Genomic DNA, 25,849 nt, shown 5'->3' with positions numbered 1-25,849 from the left:
TGTACTTAGGGTAAAATGCCACTTAATCTGGCATATGTGCCAAATAACACGTATGCAAAAATGATGCTCTCAGCCAATGGCGGATATATAACAAAGCGGAGTGAATACTGTGGCAGAGGCAAAATGGCGGGTAGCCTTACTGATTTTTAACGGCGCTTGGGCGTCCACTGTGTATGGCTCAATGGAGTTATTTCACAGCGTTAATTTGCGCCGCCCTAAGGATCAGCAGTTTCACTGCGATTTGGTAAGTGCTGATAGCCAGCCAGTGCAACTGTATGGCGGGCAGTCAATTCAAGGTGATGCCGTTATTAGTGATGAGCCATATGACCTGATCATGCTGGCCCATTACTGGGGGGATTTTCAGCATCTTACCGAGCAATATCCAAGCATTCCCCCGTGGCTGGCTAAACAACATACAAAGGGAGCACGCATAGCAGGGGTTAACAGCGGTATTTTTTGGGCGGCAGAAGCGGGGCTGCTAGATGGCGGACGCGCCACTACCTATTGGCGACATTTGCGCGAGTTCGAACGGCGATACCCAAAGGTGCAGTGGCAGGCTAACCAAGCCAGTGTTGAGCATGCCAGAATTTATAGCTCAAACGGGCAAAATGCGTCGATGGATTTAAGCTTACACTTGGTTGAGAAGTTTTGCGGCGCATCCATTGCTGCTGGCTTGGCCCGAGACATCAGCTTTGATAGTCGTCGTACTTATGATTTAAATTTGATCAATATCGCGGGGTTTCGTCAGCATCGAGACGTGGGTATTCACCGGGCACAAGACTGGCTAGACGAGCATTTTACCCAAAGCGTTGAGCTACAAGCGTTGGCTAATCAAATTGGCATGAGCAGACGCACCTTTATTCGCCGCTTTCAAAAAGCAACCGGTGAGCTACCCTCTCGCTATTTACAACGACTGCGAATAGAAGCCGCTAAGCACCGCTTGGGCAATACCCAAGACAGCATTAAAACCATTGGAATGGGTGTGGGTTATCGGGATATCAGCTCATTTTCGAAGGTATTTAAGTCTTTGACAGATGTTACCCCGAGGGAATATCGCCAGCGTTTGCGCCCAACGGACACTAGAACGCAGGCTTAGCCTATTACGAATACTTTAAAATTCGACCAAATATACCTTCAATATCTTTCAGGTTACGGCATGGCTCAACGCTACTACACCAAGGCGAATACTCAGACATGATTGAATCGCCCGTGTCCCAGCTGTTGTGTTGCTCTGGGTTTAGCCACAGCACCCGTTTACTTTGGCGATACACTTTTTGCCAAATGTCGGTGCGCCCATCCCCGTCGTTATTGCGTGCATCTCCGAGCAAAATAACCGTGGTTTTTTTATCGATACTGGTTAGGGCTTGATCCTGAAAGCCTGCCAGCGCCTTGCCATAATCGGTCGACAGGCCGCCCCAACGTTGCATAATTTTTTCCAGTGCAGATTCTATGTCTTCTTGTTGTAATAGCGTGGTGACTTCAATCATATCTGAGGCAAACACGAACGAGCGTACTTTGGGGATAACGTCTTGCAGTGAATACAAAAACAATAACAAGAAACGCGCCACGCGACTCACTGAACCACTGACATCACAAATCACCATGATTTTAGGTCGCTCTACGCGCGTTGCCTTCCAGCGAGTGTGAAACAAGGCACCATCAAACGCTGCATTTGCCGCAATGGTTTTACGAACATCTAATTGCCCGCGCTTACGTGTTAAGCGCCTACGGCTGTGTTGGGTGGCTAGTTTGCGCGCCGCCTTTTGCACTAAGCGCTGCATTAGTGCGTAATCGGTATGCTCAAGTTGGCTTAATTTTGCTTGCTGTAGGTGATCTTCACGAAACTTCGCCCCCTTGTGCCGAGCGAAAATAAGGTATTGCTGCTCTACATAGTCTTTCACTTGCTCAAGCAAACGTGCACGGGCTTGTGTTAGTTGATCTTGCAGTCTTTTTTGTTCTGGGCTATCTGGCGTAGCGCGAAGTTCAGCGCTTAATTCATTCCCCCCAAGGCGTTGCATTATTTTGTAAGCGAAGTGATTTTTTTGAGTAAAGAAAACAATAGAAGATAGATCTTCGGCTTTCGCCGCTTGTGCAATGGCTAACGCCATATCTTGTTGTTGTGCGAGTGACTGACCTAATGCAGAGCTAGCAGTAGCTGCCGACTCGCCTTTTGCCTCAGCGTTTTCTTGATTTTGTCTTTGCTGCTTGTCTGTCGCTGCTAGCGATTCAAGCGTACCGTCGTCGCCGTCTTTCTCATTTTCGATATTAGCAAAATACAACTCAAACAATTCGTGGTACGTGGCTTGGTCTTGTTGGCGCTTCACTAGCGTGAGCGCCAATACGGATTTGGCTGTTGCTCGCGACCCAAGCCCCAACAGCCCAATCGCCTTTATCGCATCTAACGATTCGGCCGGGGATATAGGCAAACCCGCTTCACGCAGTGCACCAATAAAATCAGCGATAAAACGCACTTAAGCCAACCCTTTGAGCAAATTGGTGATCTCTGGCTCGACTAACTCGATGTCATCCTGAAATTTTAACAGTAGGTTAAGCGTTTCTTTAACCCAGTGCGGGTCAAGCTCTTCAACGTTCAAAAGCAGTAGCGCCCTCGCCCAATCGATCGTTTCGCTAACCGCGGGGGATTTCTTCAAAGGCATGTCGCGTAGCTTGGCAATCAGCGCCACAATTTGCTCTCGTAACTGGGCGTCTAAATTATCCACTTGAGCAGCCAAAATACGACTTTCCAGCTCAGTGTCGGGGAAAGGAATATACAGGTGCAAGCAGCGGCGTTTCAACGCATCCCCAAGCTCACGCGTATTGTTGCTAGTCAACATCACGATGGGCGTTGAACAGGCTTTTACCGTGCCAATTTCGGGTATAGACACTTGATAATCCGACAGTAACTCAAGTAAGAAGGCCTCAAACTCCTGATCTGCCTTATCAATTTCATCCACCAGCAACACAGCGCCTTCTTCGCTTTGCAAAGCTTGTAACAAGGGCCTGGGCTCTAAAAAATCCTGTGAATAAAAAATATCACCAAAATCATGTAATCGAGCGATGGACTCATCCAATCCCCGCGCGCCCCTGAGCACATCACCTAACTGTTCTTTTAGCACTTGTGTGTAGAGCAATTGCTTGCCGTACTTCCACTCGTATAAGGCTTTTGACTCATCCAGCCCTTCATAGCACTGCATGCGAATAAGTGGTGCATTGAGACACGCAGCGGTGATTTTAGCGAGCTCGGTCTTTCCCACACCAGGCGGTCCTTCAATCAAGATAGGCTTTTGTAAGTGACACGCTAAGTAAATGGCCGTCGCCACAGAGGGGCTGCAAATGTAGCCTAAGGCCTCGAACTGACGTTGAATTACCTCTGGGGAAGCAATTTTTTCTTGGTGTTTAATGATCACGAGTATCCAGCGTCTTAGGGAAATTATTGGGCATTATTTGTGTAAGGCTTGGGCAAATGCAAATCGTTATGGCTGTTGATGCGCAATCAATTAGTTTAATAGTTAGGCAAAACGTAAACATGAAACAAGCGTTGTAAATCCGCTTAATATCATTAATCTGAACAGGAAATGTGCTGCGTCATTAATAGATAATAAGGAATAACGCTATGGACCAACTGTGGTTTTTAATACCTGTGACGGTGTTTGTGCTTGGCAGTATTTGGATGGCCTCGAGACTAAAACACGACGACACTCTAAATGATCATAAAGACGGATTAGAATAGCGAATATTTTTTAAGCCAGCTAATAAAAGCTGGCTTATTATTGCTGCGTGGCAGTACTAAATAACTGAAATTTCCACTTCGATATTGCCACGGGTAGCATTTGAATAAGGGCACACTTGATGTGCTTTCTCAACCAAAGCTTGGGCTTGGCTTTTGTCCATGTCCCCTAGTGATACCGCCAATTTTGCGGCGATACCAAAACCATTTTCGATACCACCAATAGATACCTCCGAATTAATGTACACATCACTAGGCAAGGCGATTTTGGCTTGGCCTGCCACCGCTTTTAACGCGCCGATAAAACACGCGGCATAACCCGCTGCAAATAATTGCTCAGGATTTGTGCCCTGCCCGTCATCACCCCCTAACCCTTTAGGCGTCGATAGCGTGACATCTAAACGACCATCATCAGATTTTGCTGAACCAGCACGGCCCCCTGTTGCAGTGGCTTTTGCTGTGTATGCGACATTTTGTAATACGTTCATAAATTTCTCCGCGGTGAGTTTTTTAGTAAAATTAAACGATGAATTTATTTTGCATACAAAATATTAGACCGGATAAATACTCTTTGCAAATAATTTGCATGCAAATTAAAATATTTGTCGAGGTAAATTATGTCGTTTGAAAACTTACAGTTAAAAAATCAGCTATGTCATCGCTTGTACATGGCTTCCAATAATATCGCCCGTGCCTATCGCGAGCCTTTACTTGCACTGAATCTGACCTACCCGCAATATGTGGTGATGATGGCGTTATGGGAAAAGGACGGGATCACCATCGCCCAACTCATCGAGCAAACCGCTATCGATGGTGGCGCGATGACGCAAATTTTGAAAAAGATGGCAGACAAAGAGCTGCTTAACATCATTAAAGACGAGCAAGACAAACGAAAACGGGTAATAAAGCTCAGTGACTCAGGCCAAGCGTTAAAGCTTAAAGCCACTGACGTCCCCGACAAAGTATTGTGTCAATTTGCAGCGATTACCCCAGCACAAAGTAAACAGCTAATGGATTTGCTTGATTTGGTTGTGGCTTCGTCATCGTCTGTTGATTAACAACTAACGATGCCGTTCTCCGTTACAAACTATAGAAAATAGCTATAAATATCAGTTACTAAAGAGGTACACTCAGTACACCTTTACTCTTTGATTTGGCAGGTTTGGTTTGCAACAGGCATTAACTTATTTGGGCACCCTTGATGATGTGGTGCAACGTTACCCTTGGAATATGGAAATGGGTCAGCAGCAGTTTAACCAGATGTTGATCCGTAAGGCCCTATTGGGTGAAAAAGTCATTATTAACGATGGTTACTTGCTAAATCATCCTTTTGCTCGCCACGCTTTGCTTAACCCTAGTTCTTCCCCATTAAAAGCCTTAATCGAAGCAAACTTTGTACAAATTATGTCCCGTAGTGGCTCATTGTTAGACGTGGCCGAGAAAATGTCAGCCCAAGGCGTAGAAAGTTTTCAGGCCCTACAAAAGAGTGCCGACTGGCCTGCACTACACACAATGCTAAAGCAGTGGGAGCCGGGGTTACAACGTATCGAGAACTTCATCTCTTGGCCTAAGAAACACATTAGCCACGGTTTTGACAATATGCTTGGGCGCAGCCGCGATTTACAGGTTGAAGACCTCGGCATGACGGCTGTGTCTAACGATGACTTTCAGCGGGTATTTGATTTATACACATCGAAAAACAAAACCGACAAAGAAGCGACGCGCACCCGCTGGGAGCAAGCGTGTTTGAGTATTTTGGGTGATGCGCCTGATGCCAAGGTAAAGATAAATGAGTTAATGGGTTTGGCCACCGAAGCTTATCATTACAACTTTGCTGTGTGTTTAAGCTCTCAGTTTAGTGAGCGGAAAATTTTGGTCGAGACCCGCTATAGCCGTGCATTTGCTGATCTCATTCAACTCGGTCAACCAACTGAGTCTGAACTGGTAGATATTCCTTCTATTCAAATACCGCAGAAACTACGCTTTGATCGCCCACAATTATGGAAAGAGTTGGTCGACCCATTTAGTGACGTCGCGGGTGTTCAAAAGGAATATCAAGATATCATGGAGCAGTTTTTTGCCGGCCAAGCCAATGCCAAGCTGGTTGAAGAGGTTTCAATCAAATATTCAAGAGCCTTGTCTGAGCATTTCGAAAGCGACGAGCCAGACGGGGGCATAAAAAAAGTGGCCTTAAGTATTGGCTTTTTAGGCCTTGGTTTGGTGGCAGGAGGCCCTGTAACAGCGGGTCTGCTGTGGCTGGCTGAAAATAGTTTACTGCCTACTGTCACTCGGGTATTTAAACTCAGAGACAAAGGTTTTTTTAAAAAACAAGCGAGCGCTCAACCGCTGGACCTAAGCCGCAAAAATACCCTAAGTTCGGTGTCTATATCCCTGCCATTAGCCAAGAAACTTGCTAAGGATATTCCTGACTTTGCTTAACTAAGCCAGGCTGATTCAGTCATTAATCGAATAGATAAGCGAGTAAAGCAAGCAAAGACCGTTAGCTTGAGCGAACCGGCTAACGGCTTTGAACGTACTAGCGCATCAGATGGCCTTGTTGCCTGATTGCTTTTCAATATTAAGTATTTCAATCAACGCATCGAACGCTCTTTGTGGCTGGGTGTGGCGGCATATTTTCACTTTTGGATTGTCACCGCCAATGCGGGTAATACCAAATGTAGCGGGGTCGTAATGAGAGCGAGGTAGACCGGCTTCAGTGACGTCTGGCATGCTGGTATCTACCCATTTATCCCCAGCGGCCACCTTGGTATATTCAACCCATACCGACTGCATTTCGCCTTGGCATAGCTCAGGTTCAACCACCACGAGTGCGGCTAACACGTCCCAAAAGTAATACTCATCCGATTCGATAAACCAGTCGTTGTCGTCTAATACTTTATCCCAAAACTCTGCTGCTTGGGTTTTAACCTGTGACTTAAAACGCTTGGCGTATTCTGGGGTCACCATGACCTGATTGGTTAAATCGAGCCCGACTACTTCTACCGCTAAATCAGATGTAAATACGATATCTGCCGCCACCGCATCTACATATATGTTCCACTCAGCTTTTTTGTTGGGGTGATCCCCCGTAAAGCCAGGCACAATAATATTGCCTGGGGCATCGAAACCGCCCCCCATCATCACTAAGCGCGAAACTTTGGGTATATCTTGCGGGTATTTCTGCAGCCACTGGGCGATATTCGTTAAGCTACCAGCACTGAGTAATACTACTTGCTCATTTTGCTGGCTAAGCAGCTGATGAATCAAATCAACAGCATCAAGCTCTGTTGGCTTACGGTTGGTTTTGGGCACAGGCACCCCTGACAGGGTATCCGCTTGTTGCCGCCACGGGGCCGGAAAGGCATAGTAACCATCCATCGGGAAATCATCACCACACGCAAAGGGCACATCTGGCGAATTTGACAGCGCCAACAAGCCCGGAATATTCACCATATTATCAGCGCAGTGACCTTCCCCTACCCCATTTGATGTCACTCCGAGCAATTCAATCTCTGGGTGATTCGCTACCACCAGCATGGCCGACCAATCGTCGATCCCCATGTCGGTATCATAAATGACTTTTTCAGCAGATGCAGTGGAACAAAAAATAGAAAATACGAAGAGCAGTGAAGCATTAGATAAGCGGGAAAAACCTTGAAACATCTCAATACCAATAACAAATTATAAAAGGAGCGCAAATGTAGCAAAAACAACACCACATTTCTCTTTATAAACAAGCCTTTAAATTCAGGGCTTTACAACCTATATAACAATTCATCAACGTGCTTATCTGCACCACCGCATCAAACATTGCACCATTAGGTAAATACACTTCTTATTGCGTCTGCACACTATTGCAAATAGCGTATAAAAATTGTTGTAAATTGCGCATAAAAAAACCAAACCACAGGTTAAGCACACTTAACCTGTGGTCCAGTTGCTTTTGCTACTTGCTAAGGTTCATGTCAGTAATGTAAATGCTGTGACCTTGACCTCCGCCAACCCCGAAAATGGCGATTTGGGTCAGCTTAGACAGGTTTAACGGTACATCCGCTAAGTTAATGGTCACATCATTCCAGTTGCCGTTCACCGTAAGTGGGATTTTATGTTCAGCCCCATCCACGATAAAGTCTAAGGTGTACTCAGAGAATCCACCTTGGGCAGCAATTTTGAAGTTGAGCGTCTGATACTGCGCAACATCAATGCTGTACTGCTGCACATCACCGTAAGTATCCCCCATTAAGGCCAGTACCGCGCCCCAACTGCCCGAGCCGCGCACTAACTGAAATGCGCTTAGCCCGTTATACATCACGTCAGGGGTAAAGCTCGTCCCGGTAGACCACTCGCTTATAGTCATATTGCCGTTATGAGCAGAGTTGTCACCGTCAAACACCATATCGCTGGTTTCGCCCGTTGATGAGAAGAATACAAACTTGTCATCCGAGCTGTCTTTGCTATTGGTAGCGACTTTACCTGTGTCGTACATCACAAGGTCGGTAATGTACAAGCTTTGGCTCGCTGAGCCTCCTTGATACACACCAAAGACCGCAATTTGGCTAATATTAGCTAAATCCACTCCATACATGCCAAGGTCAATATCGATATTGTTCCAATCAGCTTGGCTTGATAGCGCAAACCCTACTTCTTGGACTGATTCACCATCACCGATTTTAGACACGATAGACACGGCATATCGCTCAAACGCACCTTGTGACGCTGCTTTAAAGCGCAGGTTTGTGTACTGACTGAAATCAACGTCGTAGTTATCGATATTCACGCCATCAGAAATATCGCCTTGCAAAGCCAATACCGCACCCCAAGACCCACCAGCAGCCAAACGAAGTCCATTCAGACCAGCGTATTGAGTATTTGATATCGCGGTGCCTGTGCTCCACTCACCAAATATGACATTACCTATGTCGCTAAAATTATCGTTATCGACAATCAAGTCACTGCTTACAGCTGCATCCGATGAGATGAACACGAAGTCGTTCTCAGTACTTGTATCAAACTCAAGCGCTGCGTTTTTTATCAACGAAAAGTCAGTCACATAGATTTGTGACACGCCCGCTTCACCACCAATGCCATATACGGCAATCCAATCGACCTTGGACATATTCAGTGGAATGTCAGCAGTATTAAAGGCCAAACTCTGCCAGGTACTTATTGATTCATTGACCGGTAGCGCGATTTCTTTGCTCACGCCATTGGCCGATATAGCAACCTTATAGCCACCAGCAAAATTGCCTGTGGTAGCCAACTTCAACTCAATACGATTGAACAAGCTAAAGTCGCCGTTAATACCGTTTTGAAAGGCGAGCACTGTGCCCCAGTTGCCTTGCTCTGGTGAATTTGAGCTAGAGGTTAATTCCCAGCCAAGCAAGCCATCAAACATCACGTCGCTCTGAATCGTGGTACCTGTGCTCCACTCACCGACTGTGCTTGGCACAAAGTCGATATCGGTTGCTTGAGTTGACGAAATCAACACGAACGCTTGCTCAGTAACTGGTTCACCGTCGCCACCACCTGCTGGTGCGACTTGCACCACACTGACGTCATCGATTTGCACTACGCCAGTGTCAGCACCAAGGTCGAAGAACACTCTGCTATTGTCATCACCGAAACCATGAGTGGTTAACGTGTAGGTATAGCTCTGCCAATCAGTGGTCAGCCCAACGGTTTCAGTGACATTGGTCCACGGATCGTGGTTTAAGCCAAGTCCGACTAACATATCGCGTACTTTTGACGCTTTGGCTTTGAAAGTCACCGTGTAAGTAGCGCCTGAAGTCAAGGTCATTACCTGACTTAGGTTGACATCCCATGGGTTGCCAGCCATCGCAATATCGGCTTGAAACACATGATTGCCGTCAGCAGAAGTTGTATCTTCCACCACGCTTACATCACCAGTCCAGCCTTCGCCGCCGTTTTCAAAAGAGCCGTTTGCGACGATCTCATCACCCACGATTGGGTCCGTGCCACCGCCGTTGCCGTTATCGCCACCGTCTCCGTCGTCACCTCCGCCTGTACTATCGTCTTCGCCTTGCAAAAATTGCATGTTGTCGACACGGAAGACTGCTCCTTCTCCTTCTCCCCAATCAGGGAATATCATCACTACATCGATTCCGTTCAGGCCAAGACCGGCCTGTTTTAGCGCTGCAATGTCAATAGTGTAGTGCTGCCACTGAGCTGTGGGTGTTGCTAGGGTCACAACTGCCTCCGTGGTCGCGCCGCCCTGCTCTACTTTTAAGTTCCACGAGGCAGATGTATTAGCACTTGGGGTGACTAGTTTGAGGTCAAACTCCAAGGTGCCATTTGCTTCAATGGGCGATGCATCAAATGGGCTAGGGGCATCAGCAAAGTTTGTGTTAAAACCAAGTACCGTTGGCGTTGCCCCCACCGTAAATTCAATCACTTGTGATTGGGCTGCATCATCAAAAACAACACTCGGGGTTGAACCACCGCAACAGTCCCATGCTGGCCATTGAGGGTTAATAACATCAGCGAAGATCAGCAAGTCCCGCGCGATGCCGTCAGACTCGGGTACAGGAATGGGCGCAGCGCCGGTTATTAATGTTCCGCCATTTTCAACTGACTCAGCGTAACCATCATTCACAGTGGCACAGCCTAGGCCGTTGCTAGGCGAATTAGCACATTCGTAAACCCGCACATAATCAATAACGAAGCGATTGGTACCATCAAATGCTGAGGCATCTACTCCGCCTTGGTTGACCACTTCTGGCCAAGCACCACCGACTGCAAAGTTGAGCAATAAATGAAAACGCTCGTCAAAAGGGGCGTTGTTCCATAACGTTTCGCCACTTTGCTCGGTGTACCAACCTCGATGAGCCAAACCATTCGCAACACCGTTGCTGTTATAGCTGAGTGTTGATTTACGCTGTGTTTCGTAAAGCACGCCATCCACGTACCAACGCATTTCGCCCTCTTCCCATTCTAAGGCATAAATATGGAAATCATCCGCCGGGTTTGCGCCATTTGGCAACAAGTAGCTTTGGCCTGAGTTATCGTTATTTGGCCAACTTTGACCATAGTGAAGTGTACCGTGAACATTCGATTCGACGTTATCTGTACCGTCATTTAATGGCACGCCTAAATTAACCGCCTCGAAAATATCGATTTCACCCGAGTGCGGCCAACCACCGTAAATATTGTCGGTAGGTAGCATCCAAATAGCAGGCCATGCCCCTTGGCCAGATGGAGCCTTAGCCCGAATTTCAAAGCGGCCGTATCTCCAGTCACCTTGGTTTTTAGAGATTAAACGAGCTGAACTGTATGGCAATGCTTGGTTAGACTCGGCCTTGGCCACTATGTTTAGCAGGCCATCTTCTACAAAAGAGTTGTCGCTGTTTGCGGTATAGCATTGCTTCTCATTGTTGCCGCCACCGTCGCAATTCACTTCGTGGGTCCACTTACTTTGATCTATGGATGTACCACTGAACTCGTCACTCCAGACTAAATTCCAGCCTTCAGGCGCACTCACATCGTCACCATTGGTGAAGCGAATATTATCGAAATACACAATGTTGTTTTGCGCACGGGTATCGAAATCAAAATCAGGGAAGATAATGATTTGGTCGATATCTATGGTTTCAAATAATCCTATATAACCAGTAAAATCAAAGGTGAGCTCTTCCCATTGGTTTATTTTCGTATTGGCGACTTTTATCTCGCCTTGGGCGCCGCCATTAGCAATCGCGAACTTAACACCCACATCACTGACAACAGTCTTGTACACCATCATTTTAACGATGCTGTTGCTTGCATCTAAAGTGAATGGGGTCATTTGCCCGTGCTGTATTTCTGTGCCTACCCATGGCGCACCTGCAACTTTTGCGGTGATTTTCGCCACGGTACTTGAATCGTTAATACCAGAGGTATCGGGGTTAGCAACGAACTCAAGGGGGGCATTATCGTCATTCTCAAATACGTTCCAGCTTAAACCAGCGCCAAATCCTGTTGATTCAAAATCGAATGTTGCAAGGTTGCTCGAACCTCCGCCATTGTCACCCCCACCAATTTCATTTTTTAACACCACACTGACATCATCGATGTAAACCGCACCCACTTGGGCACCTAAGTCGAAAAACACCCGACTATTGTCATCACCAAAGCCCGTGGTGGTTAAGGTGTAGGTAAACGTTTGCCAAGTGGCCGTTAACGCTGCGGTTTGCACGGTATTCGTCCAAGGATCGTGATTTAGCCCTAAACCAGCGATAATGTTACGCGCCACAGATGCTTTCGCTTTGAAAGTTAGCTCGTAAGTTTCATCTGGTACCAAGGTCATTACTTGACTGAGATTTACGTCCCAAGGGTTACCTGCAACCGCAACATCAGCCATAAATACATTATTGCCATTGTCAGAGATAACATTCACTACGCCTATCCAGCCGTCAGTGCCACTAGTGAAGTCACCATTAGCGACCAAGTCACCATCGGGCGTAGGATTTTGCCCGCCATCACCGCCACCACTGCCGTTGTCGCCGCCATCACTTCCGTCGTCGCCCGTGCTACCAAAGAAACGGATGTTGTCGAAGTAGACTGTGTTGTCTTGTGCACGAGTAGAAAAATCAAAGTCGGGGAAAACGATCACTTGATCGATATCGATGGTTTCTACTAAGCCAATATAAGCACTGAAATCAAAGGTGAGTTCTTCCCATTCATTGACCTTAGTATTAGCCACTTTTATTTCGCCTTGGGCGCCGCCACTGGCAATTGCGAACTTCACGCCTACGTCGCTGACAACACTCTTGTACACCATCATTTTAACGATGCTATTGCTTTCATCTAACGTGAACGGGCTAATTTGGCCATGCTGAATCTCTGTACCTACCCAAGGCGCACCAGCAACGCGCGCGGTAATTTTAGCCACGGTTGATGAGTTATTTATGCCTGACGTATCTGGGTTAGGTACAAATTCCAGTGGTGGGTTATCGCTATTTTCAAACACATTCCAGTTCAGCGCGGCGCCTAAGCCATTTGGTTCGAAATCAAATGCAGGTAAGTTGCTTTCCACTTCACCGTTGTTCGCATCATCACTTGGTGTTTGCAAAATACTGATATTATCAACGCGGAAGACTGCTCCTCCACCTTGGCCCCAATCAGGAAACAGCATCACTATATCTATACCGTTCAAATTTAAACCCGCGTCACTTAGGTTTTTTAGCGGGATTGAATAATGTTGCCAAGTTTCAGTTGGCGTGGCGATACTCACTTGCGCTGCGCTGGCGGCACTGCCCTGCTCTACCTTCACATTCCAGCCAGCAGCACTATTGTTTGGCGGTGTGACAAGCTTTAAATCAAACTCAAGTACGCCAGTCTCATATAGAGGTGAGGCATCAAATGGACTCGGATTGCTCGCCTCATTGGTATTAAACCCCAACACGGTTGGCGCGCCGCCCACGGTAAATTCAATAACCTGTGATTGACTATCATCATCGAATACAACATTTGGGTTAGTACCGCCACAACAGTCCCACGCAGGCCAAGCAGCGGTCATTTCATCCTCGAAAATCACTAGGTCTCTTGCCACGCCGTCAGATGGCACAGTCGGCGCAGGGGCTGCACCATTAATCAGTGTGCCCCCTTCAGATTTAGGCGCTAAGTAGTTGTCTGTTACCGTTGCACAACCTTCCCCCGTACTAGGCGAAACCGAACATTCAAACACACGCACGTAATCCACATCGAAGCTGTTTTGCCCATCAAAAGCACTGGCATTTATGCCGCCTTGATTCACTGCTTCAGGCCAGCTCCCGCCTACTGCGAAATTAAGCAACAAGTGGAAGCGCTCATCAAACGGCGCGTTGTTTAATAGGATTTCGCCGTCTTGTTCGGTAAACCAGCCTTTATGCGTTAAGCCATCTGCTTGACCGTCAGAGTTATAGCTCACCTCTGATTTCAATTGAGTTTGGTACAATACGTCATCTACATACCAACGTATTTCGCCTTCTTGCCATTCAACTGCGTACACATGAAAATCATCCGCTGGGTTTTCCCCATCCGGCAGGGTATAGCTTTGCCCTGTATAAGAATTATTCGGCCAACTTTTGCCATAATGCAGTGTGCCATGCACATTTTTTTCAACAGAACCTTGGCCGTCGTCAAAGGGCACTCCCAGATTAACCGCTTCAAAGATGTCAATTTCACCTGAATGTGGCCAACCGCCATAGACGTTGTCGGTAGGTAACATCCAAATCGCTGGCCATGCGCCTTGCCCTGATGGCGCTTTGGCGCGAATTTCAAAACGGCCATAGGTCCAATCGCCTTTTTCTTTGCTGATCAGGCGCGCTGAGCTGTACGGTAGTGCTTGATCCGATTCAGGTTTAGCAACGATTTTTAGAACGCCATTTTCAAGATAGGCATTATCGCTGCTGTCTGTGTAACACTGCTTCTCGTTGTTACCACCACCATCGCAATTCACTTCGTGAGTCCACTTGGTGTCATCAATCACGTTGCCACTAAATTCATCTCGCCAAACTAGCGTCCAACCCGAGTTACTGTCGATTAACGGGCAGCCTGTCTCATCAACTGCTATTCCCTCAGGCGTGGTTGGGCATAAATCATCGTCATCGTTGACGCCATCACCATCAGCATCTAACGTGGCATTACTTTGAATAGATAGTTCGAATGTGAGCCTGGTGCGCCGCGCATATTCGAATCTTACATTGACCGATACCGTCGCACCGGGTGCTATTTCGTCTAACAGAAAATTGAAATAAGGCACACCATTGTCTGTTTGTCCGTCAGCGTCTTTTACGTTCAAGCTGGCGTTTTCAATGAGTACCCTAAAAGGACCACTGATAGTTTGTGCACTACTGTTCGTTGCTTTAACCTGCACTACGTATGCGCCTTCAGCGCGCATATAACGTGCGCTGGATTGAGACACACTGATGGTATTGTCTAATGAGCTCCACTGGGCGGATGCCGTACAAGACGCAAAGAACAAAAGGGCACCCAGTGCCCCGCCCATATCGTTTCTAATTTTCATTGGTTTATCCCACCGTTCACGTTAGTCCAAGACACGGCCGCTTTTTGGCTAGGCCATCCGTTGGAACGAGCAAGCGCTTTACGCGTGAACAAGCCTGCAAAGCCCAAAAGCAATAATGCAAAGCCCGCTGGCGCAGGCACGTCCGTTACTACGGCATCTAAGGATGCAAATGTAATGGATGCAGTGGATTGATTGCTGTCCGCTTCAAAACCATCAAACATATAAAACGATAATGACCAGTCTTGATTTGCGTAGCTGGCAAGATCAGAAGCGGCAATTGTTAAGGATTCACTGAAGCTTTGCGCCGATAAGATATCCGTAGAGAAGAGCTCAATGAATTCAAAATCTTGATTAAGCAAGCTGATGGAGAACCAATCATCCAAGATTGGGTCACTCATCGTTGTATCCACACTAAAATCTACATTTAGCGTGTAGTCTATTCCACTGCTTAAGGATAGGCCTTGGGACAATTCAGTCTCAAAATCGATGACATCGTCAACGCTTAAAGTCGCTGCACAATTGCCTGGCGCTCCGCTAATGCCTACATTCCCGAACTGGTCCCAGTCAGCAATACTGCAATTGTTGGCGAAGTCTCCTCCCGTTAGCATATTGGCCATTGCTTGCGGGGCGGCTAGCAGGATGCTACTCGCTAATACGATGTGTTTAACGGTTTTGTTCATGTGTTTCTCCTGGACGTGTCTTGTGTTTTAGCCTTAAAAGGCGTTGTTTTGGACTGTATTTCTATTAGGTCGGTCGAACTCTAGGAACGCCTAATAGCGCACTCAAATAACACACAACAAAACCCAAACCCGTAATTCTCTTATCACTGCTTTTTGTTTCTTCTTTTTATTTCTGTGTTTTATAAGCAAAGGTAAATCAGCTTCTAATACGGCAACAAATGAAATGAAAGCGCTTTCATTTCTGATTACATTAAAGCGTTATTTGAGTAGCTAAGTCCCAAGCAAAAACTTAACAACAAAGAAACAATACATTTACAGTAGCAAAAGAGATACATTTATGAAAGCGCTTTCATAAATATATTTTCAAACTCATTATGTAATTTCAGTATGTGCATTTGAGCGATTTTATTGAGGTAAAAAAGACGCCCAGCGCAGTCGCGACACTGCGTTGAAAATAATTACCGAAAAAAGAGCGGTTATATTTATGGCGTCTAAATTAGATAAATTTTAGTAAGGAATTTTTCAATTATTTTCATTCTCGTCAGTGGAATTACTGTTAATCTGTTAACTCGTTGAAGTTAAAAAGAATGATTTTTCTGTGTTTTCCGGTCAATTAGTTCATGGGTTACCGACACGTATTTGGAATAATTGCAGCCCGCTCTTATTCGGAACGACAAATAAACCTGATGTGCAAACACCTCTTTTGCCAAACGTTTCAACCTATGTTGTGAATTAACACAGTCATTAAAATAAGAAAAAGAATTTACGTTATGAAATGGAGCCAAATAAACGAGCAATCTTGCTCTATCGCCCGTTCAGCTGCGATATTCGGCGATCGCTGGACACTGCTTATCCTCAGAGACATCTTTTGGAAAGTCACTAAGTTTTCCGAATTGCAGAAATCATTAGGAATAACCAAGCATCGCCTATCTGACCGCCTCAATCGTTTGGTCGATTCAGGGGTACTGTATAAAGACTTATATGATGAAAACAGACAACATTTTGAATATAAGCTTACCGAGAAGGGCCTTGACCTCTACCCTATCATGCTGGCAATTGCCCATTGGGGAGACAAGTGGGAGGGAGATCTGGATGGCCCTCCTGTTCATTATTTTCATACGACTTGTGGCGAAGCTGGCACAGCACATGTAGCTTGCTCGATATGTGGGGAGGCCATGAATGTGAATAATACCTCAGGAGCGTTAGGGCCAGGCATTTTAAACAAAGTGGAAAGAGGGGAAGAAACCGGCATTAAACTTGATATTTACGCCGGTAATTCGTGACAACCTTTTAGCCGCAGGCTTCGCTATTTGCGCTTACCTGATACCCTCGCCCATTCACCGTCAATTTCAATCGGCTCCATGTGAAAGTCTTGACTGTATAAATCGTTGATCCCTTGAGCCTGTTCGGCCAAGATGCCAGATAAAACCAATTTGCCACCAGATTTACAATACGCAGTGATCACTTCACGTAAATCCCGAAGTGGTCCTGCGAGTATATTCGCCAGCACGACATCAGCCTTTAATTCAGGTTGATGCTCGGGCAAATACAGCTCTATTTTGTCGCCTATGTGATTACGATCGGCATTGGTTTGGCTCGACAGTAGGGCTTGAGGGTCAATATCGATGCCTACCACCCGCTTCGCGCCTAACTTAATTGCCGCTATTCCCAGTATTCCGGAGCCGCAGCCAAAATCGACCACTAATTTATCGCTTAACTCTAGCGCATCTAACCAACGTAAACACAAGGCGGTTGTTGGGTGCGTACCCGTGCCGAATGCGAGGCCCGGATCAAGCATAACATTCACCGCGCTTGGGTCGGGCACGTCGCGCCAACTTGGGCAAATCCACAGGCGCTGACCGAACCGCATAGGATGAAAGTTGTCCATCCATTCTCGCTCCCAATCTTTGTCTTCTAGTTGGTCAAGCTTGTGAGGAAAATCTGCCCCTAGCACCTTTGATTTACTCATTCTGGCGACGACACCGTCCATATCATAATCCGCTTCGTATAAGCCCACGACTTGCGTTTCAGGCCATAACATTACCTCTCCTGGCTTGGGCTCGTACATAGGGGTGTCTTTGGCGTCAACAAAGGTAACCGCTTGGGCACCGTTAGCGCTTAGCATGTCACCCACTTGCTCAGCGTATTTGGCTTTAGTGTCGATGATGAGTTGGATCCAAGGCATGGCAGGTCTTATCTAATGGCAAAGAAGCCAGTATAACATTAGTTAATTAGCGTAAACTAACGCGTTCGCTGATCACGTTGAACTTTTGCGCAGATAAATGCGTTCTTGTTATTGTCTGTGTTTATTTTTTGGGAGCTATCTTGCCTACATCTCGCGACTTAACTGTCCCACCTGTTCATCAGGTATTAGTGAAACTCACCTTACCCATGATTTTTGGCATTATCGCGGTGCTGTCAGTGTCGTTAATCGATACCTATTTTGTTAGCCAATTAGGTACCGAACACCTTGCCGCTTTGTCATTCAGCTTTCCCATCACTATGAGCATATCAAGTTTAGCCATCGGCTTGGGGGTTGGAGCGGCATCAGCGGTCTCCCGCTCAGTGGGCTCAAATGACAAAGAACAGGCCAAGCGTTTGTCTACCGATAGTTTATTACTCGGTATATTGGTGGTTATGTTTGTGGCTATTCTTGGTTATACATACGTGAAACCGTTACTGGGTTTATTAGGTGCAACAGGGCAAGTGTTGGAGTTAGGTGCGCGCTATATGCGTATCTGGTTTATCTCTGTGCCATTCTTAGTTGTGCCCATGATTGCAAACGCCTTGATCCGTTCAGTAGGGGATGCATTCTGGCCGAGCTTAATGATGATTGGCTCTGCGCTGGTCAATATTGTGGCCACACCTATCTTAATTTTTGGTTGGGGCGTTATTCCGGCCTTTAATATTGAAGGAGCAGCTTACGGCACTTTACTGGCCCAAGTACTGACTCTGTTCGCATCACTAGCCATACTGATTATGCGTGAAAAACTACTGAGTTTTCAGCTTGCCTCCAAAGAGCAACTAGTGGCTTCGTGGCGCTACTTGCTCTCTATTGCTGTGCCTGCCGCCGCGGGTAATATGGTCAATCCCTTATCTATCGCCATTGTCACCGCTATTGTGGCGTGGTTTGGCGAGAAATCAGTTGCTGCATTCGGCGTGGCAACACGAATCGAGTTTTTTGCGGTGATACCCATGCTTGCCTTGTCTTCTGCTATTGGCCCATTGGCGGGGCAAAATTGGGGCGCGGGCAAAGTTCAACGCATTATTGATGGACTCAAGATTAGCTATTGGGTGTGTATTGTATGGGCGTTGATGTTGAGTGCGTTTTTATGGTTTACCGGGCCGTTTATTGTCGGTGCTTTTACGGACGACGGCAAAGTATCAACCCAGGCGTTGAGTTATCTGCGCATTATTCCCTTGAGTGTTTGGGGTTACGGTATCGTAATTGTAGCTGCTGCTGCCTTTAACTCTATTGGCAAGGCTAAAGTGGGGCTGGGGTTTTACGTGGTTCGCTCTGCGTTATTTTATGTCCCTTTGTCTTGGCTTGGCGCCACATTTGCGCAAATCGATTATGCCTTTTTTGGTATCGCCGTCGCTAATGTTGTATCAGGCATTGCAATAGGTTGGTATTCACTTTGGAGGCTAAACCTTATTCAAGCTAAAGAAACGGCTGACGCACTAGGCTAACCATATACAGACCAAAAAAAAGAGTGCATAAGCACTCTTTTTCGATTTGTCTCGAAAGACCTAAACTAGTGACCACCAAGGCCTAGTTTCTTCTCAAGATAGTGAATATTCGCACCACCAGCGGCAAAGGCTTCATCGGCCATAATACGCTGTTGTAATGGAATATTGGTTTTTATACCTTCAATGACCAGCTCGCCTAATGCGTGGCGCATTCTAGCAATCGCCACTTCACGGGTTTCACCGTATGTAATCAACTTACCAATCATAGAGTCATAGTTAGGCGGTACGGAATAACCCGCATAAATATGCGAATCCCAACGTACACCTAAGCCACCAGGTGGGTGAAACATATTAATTTTACCTGGGCTTGGTATGAAAGTGTCTGGATCTTCGGCATTAATACGACATTCAATCGCATGCCCACGCACTTGGATCTGCTCTTGAGAAATCGTTAGTTTTTGGCCGTCCGCGATACGTAATTGCTCTTTGATCAAATCGACACCCGTGATCATTTCCGATACTGGATGCTCAACCTGAATTCTGGTGTTCATTTCAATGAAATAAAACTCACCATTTTCGAACAAGAATTCAAACGTACCTGCTCCGCGGTATCCGATATCGATACATGCTTGGCAACAACGGGCACCAATTTTGGCGCGCATTTCTTCAGTAATGCCTGGCGCTGGCGCTTCTTCAACCACTTTTTGGTGACGACGCTGCATAGAGCAGTCACGCTCACCTAAATGAATTGCGCTACCTTGACCATCAGCCAAAATTTGAATTTCAACGTGGCGAGGATTTTCAAGGAACTTCTCCATGTAAACCACATCGTTGTTGAACGCGGCGGCTGCTTCGCCTTTCGTTGCTGCAATAGCACCGATTAGCTCTTCTTCACTGCGAACAACGCGCATACCACGGCCGCCACCGCCACCAGCGGCTTTAACAATAATCGGATAACCGATGCCTTGGGCTAACTTTTTATTGCGCGCTTCATCATCATTTAATGGCCCATCAGAACCAGGCACACAAGGTACACCGGCCGCCTTCATCGATTTGATTGCCGACACTTTGTCGCCCATCAAATTTATGGTTTCAGCTTTTGGTCCAATGAAAATAAACCCGCTACGTTCAACCGCTTCGGCAAAATCAGCATTCTCTGCTAAAAAGCCGTAACCAGGGTGAATAGCCACTGAGTTAGTGACTTCTGCCGCTGCGATAATACGCGGAATGTTTAAGTAACTTTCGGTTGCAGATGGCTTACCGATACAAATGGTTTCGTCAGCCAAAAGCACGTGCTTTAAACTTTCATCTGCGGTGGAGTGCACTGCGACTGTCTTGATGCCTAACTCTTTACAGGCACGCAAGATGCGAAGCGCAATTTCACCGCGATTGGCAATCAGTACTTTATCAAGCATTTTCAGTAACCTGCTTATTCAATGATGAATAGGGGCTGATCGAATTCAACCGGCTCTTGGTTGTCGATTAGGATTTCTTTGATAACGCCAGCTTTGTCCGACTCAATTTGATTCATCATTTTCATGGCTTCGATGATACATAAAGTGTCGCCTACTTTGACGCTTTGGCCCACTTCAGCAAAAGGTTTTGAACCTGGAGAAGATGAACGGTAGAAAGTACCGACCATTGGTGACTTAACACGGTGACCACTGGTTTCAGCAACGGCTGCAGGTGCTGCTTCAACGACGGGAGCAGCTGCTACAGGTGCAGCTTGTTGGATAGGGGCAGAGTACTGTACTTGCGCTGCCGGCTGGCCGCTACGATGGATTCGTACAGATTCTTCACCTTCAGTAATTTCTAACTCAGAAATACCTGATTCTTCTACTAACTCGATGAGTTTCTTAATTTTGCGTATATCCATGATGTTATCTCTTTTTGATTTGTATACATAAGCGACCGGTAGCACACCGACCACGGCAACTAATTCGTTTGGTTATTTACATGTTGTTGAGCTGCATTGAGTGCAAACGCATAACCCTGTTCACCCAAACCACATATCACCCCCACTGCTACGTCTGATAAGTACGAGTGATGGCGAAAAGGTTCGCGAGCATGAACATTGGATAAATGCACTTCGATGAAAGGAATCGATACACTGAGTAAAGCATCGCGTAAGGCAACGCTGGTATGCGTAAAGGCACCAGGATTGATCATTATAAAGTCGACTTTTTGATAAGCGCTGTGAATAGCATCGATTAACTCGTGCTCAGCATTTGATTGCACATGATCTAACTCGATCCCCATGCCTTTTGCTTGCACATTTAAGGTGTTAACAATATCTTGTAGGCTACGTGAGCCATAAACTTCGGGTTCACGTTTGCCCAACATATTGAGGTTGGGTCCATTAATTAATAAAACTTTCAAGAATACGCCGCTATCTTCGTTAAAATGATAATTATCTTTCATTATTAGCAAATAAGTATCCGATTAGCGACTAATTTCGCTTAAATTTTCAACTCATCGCACTCAATTGAGGTCATTATAGAGCTAACTTACAAATTAGCAGCAAAATACTGGTCTTATCAGCGAAGATTGCCCCCAAGTTTACGTATTTAATCTCTGTGCTAGGTATACTGATAAGCCATTTGACCCCAAGTCGGTATCGCGTTCAAATACAAGCATGAACTACATTGCACATTTACATCTTGCTAAACACACTCAAACCAGTTTGGTTGGTAATTTTTTGGGGGATTTTGTAAAAGGCAGTGCCTTGGCTGACTTCCCCCTAAATATACAACTTGGTGTGCGCTTGCATCGCCAAATTGACACTTTCACTGACTCTCATCCCCGGGTAGTGGCTTTAAAACGAGATTTCCCTAGACCGATACGACGTTATGCAGGCATTGCGCTTGATGTGTATTTTGACCACTTGTTGATCCAGCATTGGCAACAATTTTCGGCGCCTAAATTACCTATGCACACCTTGTTTAAACAATTTTATCGAGACTTAGAGCAGCTTAATTATAAGGTCAGCCCTCATTTCGCCCGAGTCAGGGCTGGGCTTATCAGTCATCAATGGTTAGCAGACTATGAAAACCTCAGCGCCTGTTTGCGCGCTATGCAAACCATTGAAAAACGCTTCAGTCGTCCAACTAAGTTTGCTCAACAAGCCATGGACTACATCAGCGAAAATGACAGTGAGTTAAGACAGTCTTTTTTACATTTTTATCCTGATTTACTTAAGCACAGTGAGCTATTTGTCAGTAAACTGATCAAATAAATCTATTCTACATTCGAGGTACCTTGTGTCAGTCAAAGAAATCAATCACCCCTTAGTGCAACATAAATTAGGTTTGATGCGCGAGGCTGGCATCAGCAGCAAAAATTTTAGAGAGCTTGCCAGTGAAGTGGGTAACCTGCTGACCTACGAAGCGACCCGAGAGTTAGAAACCGAGACTGTTGAGATTAACGGCTGGAACGATGAGCCGATTAAAGTCAAAAAGATCAAAGGCAAGAAAATCACCATAGTCCCTATTTTGCGTGCCGGTCTTGGCATGTTAGACGGTGTTATGCAGCTTATCCCAAATGCAAAGGTCAGCGTGGTAGGTTTGTATCGTGATGAAGAAACGCTGCAGCCGGTGGCTTATTTCGACAAAGTGGTAAAAGATGTGGAAGAGCGCACTGCGCTAATAGTTGACCCTATGCTCGCCACCGGCGGTACGTTAATCGCGACCATCGATTTACTGAAAGAAAAAGGTTGCCAACACATAATGGGCTTATTCCTGGTCGCGGCACCAGAAGGCATAGAAGCGGTTGTGAGCAAACACCCAGATGTAGACATTTATACCGCAGCCGTAGATGACAAACTCAACGAGCACGGTTACATTTTACCAGGCTTAGGTGATGCCGGAGACAAAATATTCGGTACACGATAAACGCTAGCTTATATAGCCCCCTTCCCTAATGCGTTATTACATTGCGCAGATGGTACTTAGCCATTGCCCCGTGGAATAACGCCTTAGAGCGTATCGATTAACCAGTCCAACGTCTGCTTTATCACCCGCTCATCGTATTGGCTTTCGGGGTTAAACGAATCGAATATATGATCCGCCCCTTGAATGACACGGGCTTCAGCAAGTACTGATGAGGTTAATGGGAGTAAGGTTTTCTCAATAGGTTTAACGTAGTCTTCGCTGCCTCGAATGGACAACAGGGGCCCGCTATAAGCGTTAATATTCTGATAAATGTCGTGCCCCATCATACCCAAAACATGCGTTTTGGTGACGGTTAGCGTTTCCCATGTAGGCACTTTTACTTCACCGTTATCAAGCACTTCACGCATTTGTGCCGTGGATAGGATGCTTTGCCCTACCAGCGCTGGGTCTCCCGCGCTTGACCACAGCACGACACTGTCAATATCTGTAGGGTGCAGTCCCATAAGCCTTATGGTAGTCGACCCCCCAAGACTAAAACCGATCACACCAGTGGGAGTTTCAGGATATTGCTGACGTAAAAACATCAACCCCGTTTCAGCATCGGTTACCCGAGACGAAAAAGTACTGGTGAGTCGATATCCGCTTTTTTCGCGTTCACTTTCGCCGCGTATATTGATTCTAAGGGAGGCAATATGCTGCTCTGCCAGCTGCGCCGCTAAGCGCTTATACATATCGCCCACTTCATTCATGTTGCCAGCCCAGCCATGAATGAGTAACACACTCGCAATTGCCTCACCTCGCGCCTGAGTATGGGTGGCTTGCATGTCATTTTCTAGAGTAATAACGCGTTCTGTTTCGGCAGTAGCAGCGCTCGACGCGAAACACATCAAGGACAACAACATACTCACGATATAACGATTAAAACGGCGGGCTAACATGTGATTCATCCTTCTAATGCCTTGAGTTTGATGGACTCTACCTGAGTTATAAGATATTTTTTGCATGGGCGGCAAACGCTGACGCTTGCATAAATCCGGTGACCCGAGAGCCGCTAATCTCTTTACCTTGCAGATCAAAGAACAAGATAGTCGGCAAGCCTAAAATTGAAAAATGCTCTTGAAATGCAATGTTAGTCGCCGTGTTATCGGTTAAATCAATTTGCATCCACACAGTGTTACTAAGCGCGTCTACCACTTGCGTATCAGGAAAGGTGTATTTTTCGAACTCTTTACAGGCAACACACCAGTCCGCGTATAAATCGACCATCACGGTTTTACCTTGCGCGTTGGCAGCAGCTAATTTTTGCTCAAAATCATCAAGGTTTTTAACCACTTCAAACCGAGGATGGCTTTGTTCTGTATGCCCGGCAACAGACAATGTCTGGCCAAAAATAGTCTGATAGCCATACATGGCAGACGCAAACAAACCGATAAAAATAACTAGCGCGCGAACACCCTTACCAAAGGTCACTGAACTGGCTTGATTCATCACATAAAAATAGCTAAAAGTCACTAGCCCTAACAACGACCACAAAATATCTGTTGCCATATGGCTGACTAAACGCTCTACAAACATTAACGCGACGGCCAGCATCATGAAGCCAAAAGTGACTTTGATGATGTTCATCCATGCACCTGCTTTAGGCAGTAATTTACCGCCTGTTATGCCAAACAATATCAATGGTATTCCCATGCCCAAACTTAGTGCATAAAGTGCACTGAAGCCCAGCAATAAATCGCTCGTTTGCGCTATGTACAATAATATTCCGGTTAACGGCGCGGTGGTACACGGGGATGCAACCAGCCCTGATATTGCCCCCATCAAAAGCACGCCTAAGTAACTTCCACTTTTCTGTTGGTTACTCACGCCATTGAGCTTTTCTTGCCAGCTTGAGGGTAGCTGAAATTCCCAAGCACCGAACATCACCAACGCCAGCAGTGCAAAAACGACGATCAACGCACCTAATATAATGGGATGCTGCAACGCCGCTTGAAACTGCACGCCCGCCGATGCAACAACTAACCCCAGTAAAGAGTACGTCAACGCCATACCTTGCACGTAAACAAAGGATAGAACGAACGCTCGCGATGTACTGATACTCTTCCCTTGACCTATGACTATGCCAGATAAGATCGGATACATAGGGAAGACACACGGCGTAAACGCTAGGCCCACACCTAACGCTAGAAATATTAATAACACCCATATCAGGCTCTGGTCGCCCGTGAGTAAATCCGCCAGCTCAAATTGTTGTGAGACAGAGCCGCTACTTTCAACACTAGCTTCGTCGGTATTAGAAAGATCATCACTGGCATTGACTGCATTTAGATAAACGACCTGCGTTGTTGGGGGGTAACACAGTCCCGCTTCTGCACAGCCTTGGTAGCGAATTTTAACCGCAGAATCATCTTGTGACTGTAGGATAGGATAGGTGACTGAGACCTTGTGGTAATAAACTTCTTGAGGCTCATCAAAAAATTCATCCTCTTTCATTTTTCCTGTAGGAAAAATAGGCTCACCTAACGAGGCGTTTTTCGAAACGGCTTTGAATTGTTGCTGATAAAGGTAGTAGTCATCGGCAATGTCCCAAGTGACGACTAGTTGGTCACCATTTTGCACATAATCAAACACGAAAGCTTGATCCACCTTTAGAAACTCAGGTTCATTGCTAAACAAAGAATCGAAGGAATTGCTTTGGCCTAAGCTGGCGAATGACCAAATGGACATGAGCATAAAAATGGAAAACGATGCTATTAACTTCATTTAAAACGACTTCTTTTTTGCAGTTCAACAGTTAAAAAATAAAATAAGGTAACATACTTAATACAATATTAAGTGACCCTACGGTAGGCCAATATAG

At 46.1% G+C, this 25,849-nt stretch carries 19 protein-coding genes; 7 read left to right on the top strand and 12 right to left on the bottom strand.

Annotation, left to right across the window (positions count from 1 at the left end):
• The first annotated feature begins 109 nt into the window (after nucleotides 1–109).
• A complete protein-coding gene (locus tag AC0L6N_RS20675; RefSeq protein ID WP_473477359.1) occupies nucleotides 110–1,096 on the top strand; it encodes a GlxA family transcriptional regulator in 987 nt (328 codons plus the stop codon).
• 4 nt (nucleotides 1,097–1,100) lie between these two features.
• Here AC0L6N_RS20675 and AC0L6N_RS20670 read toward each other — a convergent pair whose 3' ends face one another.
• From AC0L6N_RS20670 to AC0L6N_RS20660, 3 genes are all read right to left on the bottom strand, one after another.
• Nucleotides 1,101–2,471 (bottom strand): vWA domain-containing protein, encoded by a 1,371-nt coding sequence (locus AC0L6N_RS20670; protein ID WP_473477357.1) that lies wholly within the window; start codon nucleotides 2,469–2,471, stop codon nucleotides 1,101–1,103.
• A complete protein-coding gene (locus tag AC0L6N_RS20665) occupies nucleotides 2,472–3,407 on the bottom strand; it encodes an AAA family ATPase (RefSeq protein WP_473477355.1) in 936 nt (311 codons plus the stop codon).
• A 379-nt stretch (nucleotides 3,408–3,786) separates the two neighbouring features.
• Nucleotides 3,787–4,215, bottom strand: a complete 429-nt coding sequence (locus AC0L6N_RS20660; RefSeq protein WP_473477354.1) for an organic hydroperoxide resistance protein — start codon at nucleotides 4,213–4,215, stop codon at nucleotides 3,787–3,789.
• Nucleotides 4,216–4,344: 129 nt separating this feature from the next.
• Between AC0L6N_RS20660 and AC0L6N_RS20655 the strand changes: the two genes are divergently transcribed.
• Together AC0L6N_RS20655 and AC0L6N_RS20650 are read left to right on the top strand one after the other, a co-directional pair.
• Nucleotides 4,345–4,785 (top strand): MarR family winged helix-turn-helix transcriptional regulator, encoded by a 441-nt coding sequence (locus tag AC0L6N_RS20655; protein ID WP_473477352.1) that lies wholly within the window; start codon nucleotides 4,345–4,347, stop codon nucleotides 4,783–4,785.
• Between the two features lie 109 nt (nucleotides 4,786–4,894).
• Nucleotides 4,895–6,166 (top strand): hypothetical protein, encoded by a 1,272-nt coding sequence (locus AC0L6N_RS20650; RefSeq protein WP_473477349.1) that lies wholly within the window; start codon nucleotides 4,895–4,897, stop codon nucleotides 6,164–6,166.
• Nucleotides 6,167–6,271: 105 nt separating this feature from the next.
• On the opposite strand, the gene AC0L6N_RS20645 is transcribed toward AC0L6N_RS20650, so the two are convergent.
• The 3 genes from AC0L6N_RS20645 to AC0L6N_RS20635 all read right to left on the bottom strand — a co-directional run bounded on the left by AC0L6N_RS20645 (nucleotide 6,272) and on the right by AC0L6N_RS20635 (nucleotide 15,409).
• Nucleotides 6,272–7,390 (bottom strand): nucleoside hydrolase, encoded by a 1,119-nt coding sequence (locus tag AC0L6N_RS20645; RefSeq protein ID WP_473477348.1) that lies wholly within the window; start codon nucleotides 7,388–7,390, stop codon nucleotides 6,272–6,274.
• 283 nt (nucleotides 7,391–7,673) lie between these two features.
• Nucleotides 7,674–14,729 carry a family 16 glycosylhydrolase gene (locus tag AC0L6N_RS20640; RefSeq protein ID WP_473477345.1) on the bottom strand — a complete coding sequence of 2,352 codons (7,056 nt, stop codon included), beginning with the start codon at nucleotides 14,727–14,729 and terminating at the stop codon, nucleotides 7,674–7,676.
• On the bottom strand, nucleotides 14,726–15,409 hold the full coding sequence (locus AC0L6N_RS20635; RefSeq protein WP_473477343.1) for a PEP-CTERM sorting domain-containing protein: 684 nt from the start codon (nucleotides 15,407–15,409) through the stop codon (nucleotides 14,726–14,728). Before AC0L6N_RS20635 ends, AC0L6N_RS20640 begins: the two co-directional genes overlap by 4 nt.
• Nucleotides 15,410–16,179: 770 nt before the next feature.
• On the opposite strand from AC0L6N_RS20635, the gene AC0L6N_RS20630 reads away from it, so the two are divergent.
• A complete protein-coding gene (locus tag AC0L6N_RS20630) occupies nucleotides 16,180–16,692 on the top strand; it encodes a winged helix-turn-helix transcriptional regulator (RefSeq protein WP_473477341.1) in 513 nt (170 codons plus the stop codon).
• Between the two features lie 23 nt (nucleotides 16,693–16,715).
• Here AC0L6N_RS20630 and prmA read toward each other — a convergent pair whose 3' ends face one another.
• A complete protein-coding gene (prmA, locus tag AC0L6N_RS20625; protein ID WP_473477338.1) occupies nucleotides 16,716–17,594 on the bottom strand; it encodes a 50S ribosomal protein L11 methyltransferase in 879 nt (292 codons plus the stop codon).
• Nucleotides 17,595–17,734: 140 nt separating this feature from the next.
• Between prmA and AC0L6N_RS20620 the strand changes: the two genes are divergently transcribed.
• On the top strand, nucleotides 17,735–19,099 hold the full coding sequence (locus AC0L6N_RS20620) for an MATE family efflux transporter (protein WP_473477336.1): 1,365 nt from the start codon (nucleotides 17,735–17,737) through the stop codon (nucleotides 19,097–19,099).
• Nucleotides 19,100–19,164: 65 nt separating this feature from the next.
• On the opposite strand, the gene accC is transcribed toward AC0L6N_RS20620, so the two are convergent.
• The 3 genes from accC to aroQ are packed head-to-tail and all read right to left on the bottom strand — an operon-like array spanning nucleotide 19,165 to nucleotide 21,520.
• The gene (gene accC / locus AC0L6N_RS20615; RefSeq protein WP_011573031.1) at nucleotides 19,165–20,514 is read right to left on the bottom strand and encodes an acetyl-CoA carboxylase biotin carboxylase subunit; all 1,350 of its coding nucleotides are present in this window, start codon (nucleotides 20,512–20,514) and stop codon (nucleotides 19,165–19,167) included.
• A gap of 14 nt (nucleotides 20,515–20,528) precedes the next feature.
• Complete coding sequence (gene accB, locus AC0L6N_RS20610) at nucleotides 20,529–20,975, bottom strand: acetyl-CoA carboxylase biotin carboxyl carrier protein (protein WP_011573030.1); 447 nt, start codon at nucleotides 20,973–20,975, stop codon at nucleotides 20,529–20,531.
• A 59-nt stretch (nucleotides 20,976–21,034) separates the two neighbouring features.
• Entirely contained in the window at nucleotides 21,035–21,520 is a 486-nt protein-coding gene (gene aroQ, locus AC0L6N_RS20605; RefSeq protein WP_011573029.1) for a type II 3-dehydroquinate dehydratase, read from the bottom strand.
• Between the two features lie 214 nt (nucleotides 21,521–21,734).
• On the opposite strand from aroQ, the gene AC0L6N_RS20600 reads away from it, so the two are divergent.
• Together AC0L6N_RS20600 and upp are read left to right on the top strand one after the other, a co-directional pair.
• Nucleotides 21,735–22,334 (top strand): acyl carrier protein phosphodiesterase, encoded by a 600-nt coding sequence (locus tag AC0L6N_RS20600; RefSeq protein ID WP_473477333.1) that lies wholly within the window; start codon nucleotides 21,735–21,737, stop codon nucleotides 22,332–22,334.
• 25 nt (nucleotides 22,335–22,359) lie between these two features.
• A complete protein-coding gene (gene upp, locus AC0L6N_RS20595) occupies nucleotides 22,360–22,989 on the top strand; it encodes a uracil phosphoribosyltransferase (RefSeq protein ID WP_473477331.1) in 630 nt (209 codons plus the stop codon).
• A gap of 83 nt (nucleotides 22,990–23,072) precedes the next feature.
• Here the strand turns inward: upp and AC0L6N_RS20590 are convergent, their stop codons facing one another.
• Entirely contained in the window at nucleotides 23,073–23,927 is an 855-nt protein-coding gene (locus AC0L6N_RS20590) for an alpha/beta hydrolase (protein WP_473477330.1), read from the bottom strand.
• A 46-nt stretch (nucleotides 23,928–23,973) separates the two neighbouring features.
• Complete coding sequence (locus AC0L6N_RS20585; RefSeq protein WP_473477329.1) at nucleotides 23,974–25,752, bottom strand: protein-disulfide reductase DsbD; 1,779 nt, start codon at nucleotides 25,750–25,752, stop codon at nucleotides 23,974–23,976.
• Between the last annotated feature and the right edge of the window lie 97 nt (nucleotides 25,753–25,849).

The sequence above is a fragment of the Paraglaciecola sp. G1-13 genome (assembly GCF_055809255.1).
Note: the sequence above shows the minus strand (reverse complement) of the source record. Positions and strands in the feature narration are given on the sequence as shown.

Bases quoted from the DNA above. Each gene is read 5' to 3' on its own strand.
- AC0L6N_RS20660 (WP_473477354.1), bottom strand. From the start codon at position 4,215: ATGAACGTATTACAAAATGTCGCATACACAGCAAAAGCCACTGCAACA.
- AC0L6N_RS20655 (WP_473477352.1), top strand. From the start codon at position 4,345: ATGTCGTTTGAAAACTTACAGTTAAAAAATCAGCTATGTCATCGCTTG.
- AC0L6N_RS20645 (WP_473477348.1), bottom strand. From the start codon at position 7,390: ATGTTTCAAGGTTTTTCCCGCTTATCTAATGCTTCACTGCTCTTCGTA.
- AC0L6N_RS20640 (WP_473477345.1), bottom strand. From the start codon at position 14,729: ATGAAAATTAGAAACGATATGGGCGGGGCACTGGGTGCCCTTTTGTTC.
- AC0L6N_RS20635 (WP_473477343.1), bottom strand. From the start codon at position 15,409: ATGAACAAAACCGTTAAACACATCGTATTAGCGAGTAGCATCCTGCTA.
- AC0L6N_RS20630 (WP_473477341.1), top strand. From the start codon at position 16,180: ATGAAATGGAGCCAAATAAACGAGCAATCTTGCTCTATCGCCCGTTCA.
- prmA (WP_473477338.1), bottom strand. From the start codon at position 17,594: ATGCCTTGGATCCAACTCATCATCGACACTAAAGCCAAATACGCTGAG.
- accC (WP_011573031.1), bottom strand. From the start codon at position 20,514: ATGCTTGATAAAGTACTGATTGCCAATCGCGGTGAAATTGCGCTTCGC.
- accB (WP_011573030.1), bottom strand. From the start codon at position 20,975: ATGGATATACGCAAAATTAAGAAACTCATCGAGTTAGTAGAAGAATCA.
- aroQ (WP_011573029.1), bottom strand. From the start codon at position 21,520: ATGAAAGATAATTATCATTTTAACGAAGATAGCGGCGTATTCTTGAAA.
- AC0L6N_RS20600 (WP_473477333.1), top strand. From the start codon at position 21,735: ATGAACTACATTGCACATTTACATCTTGCTAAACACACTCAAACCAGT.
- AC0L6N_RS20590 (WP_473477330.1), bottom strand. From the start codon at position 23,927: ATGTTAGCCCGCCGTTTTAATCGTTATATCGTGAGTATGTTGTTGTCC.
- AC0L6N_RS20585 (WP_473477329.1), bottom strand. From the start codon at position 25,752: ATGAAGTTAATAGCATCGTTTTCCATTTTTATGCTCATGTCCATTTGG.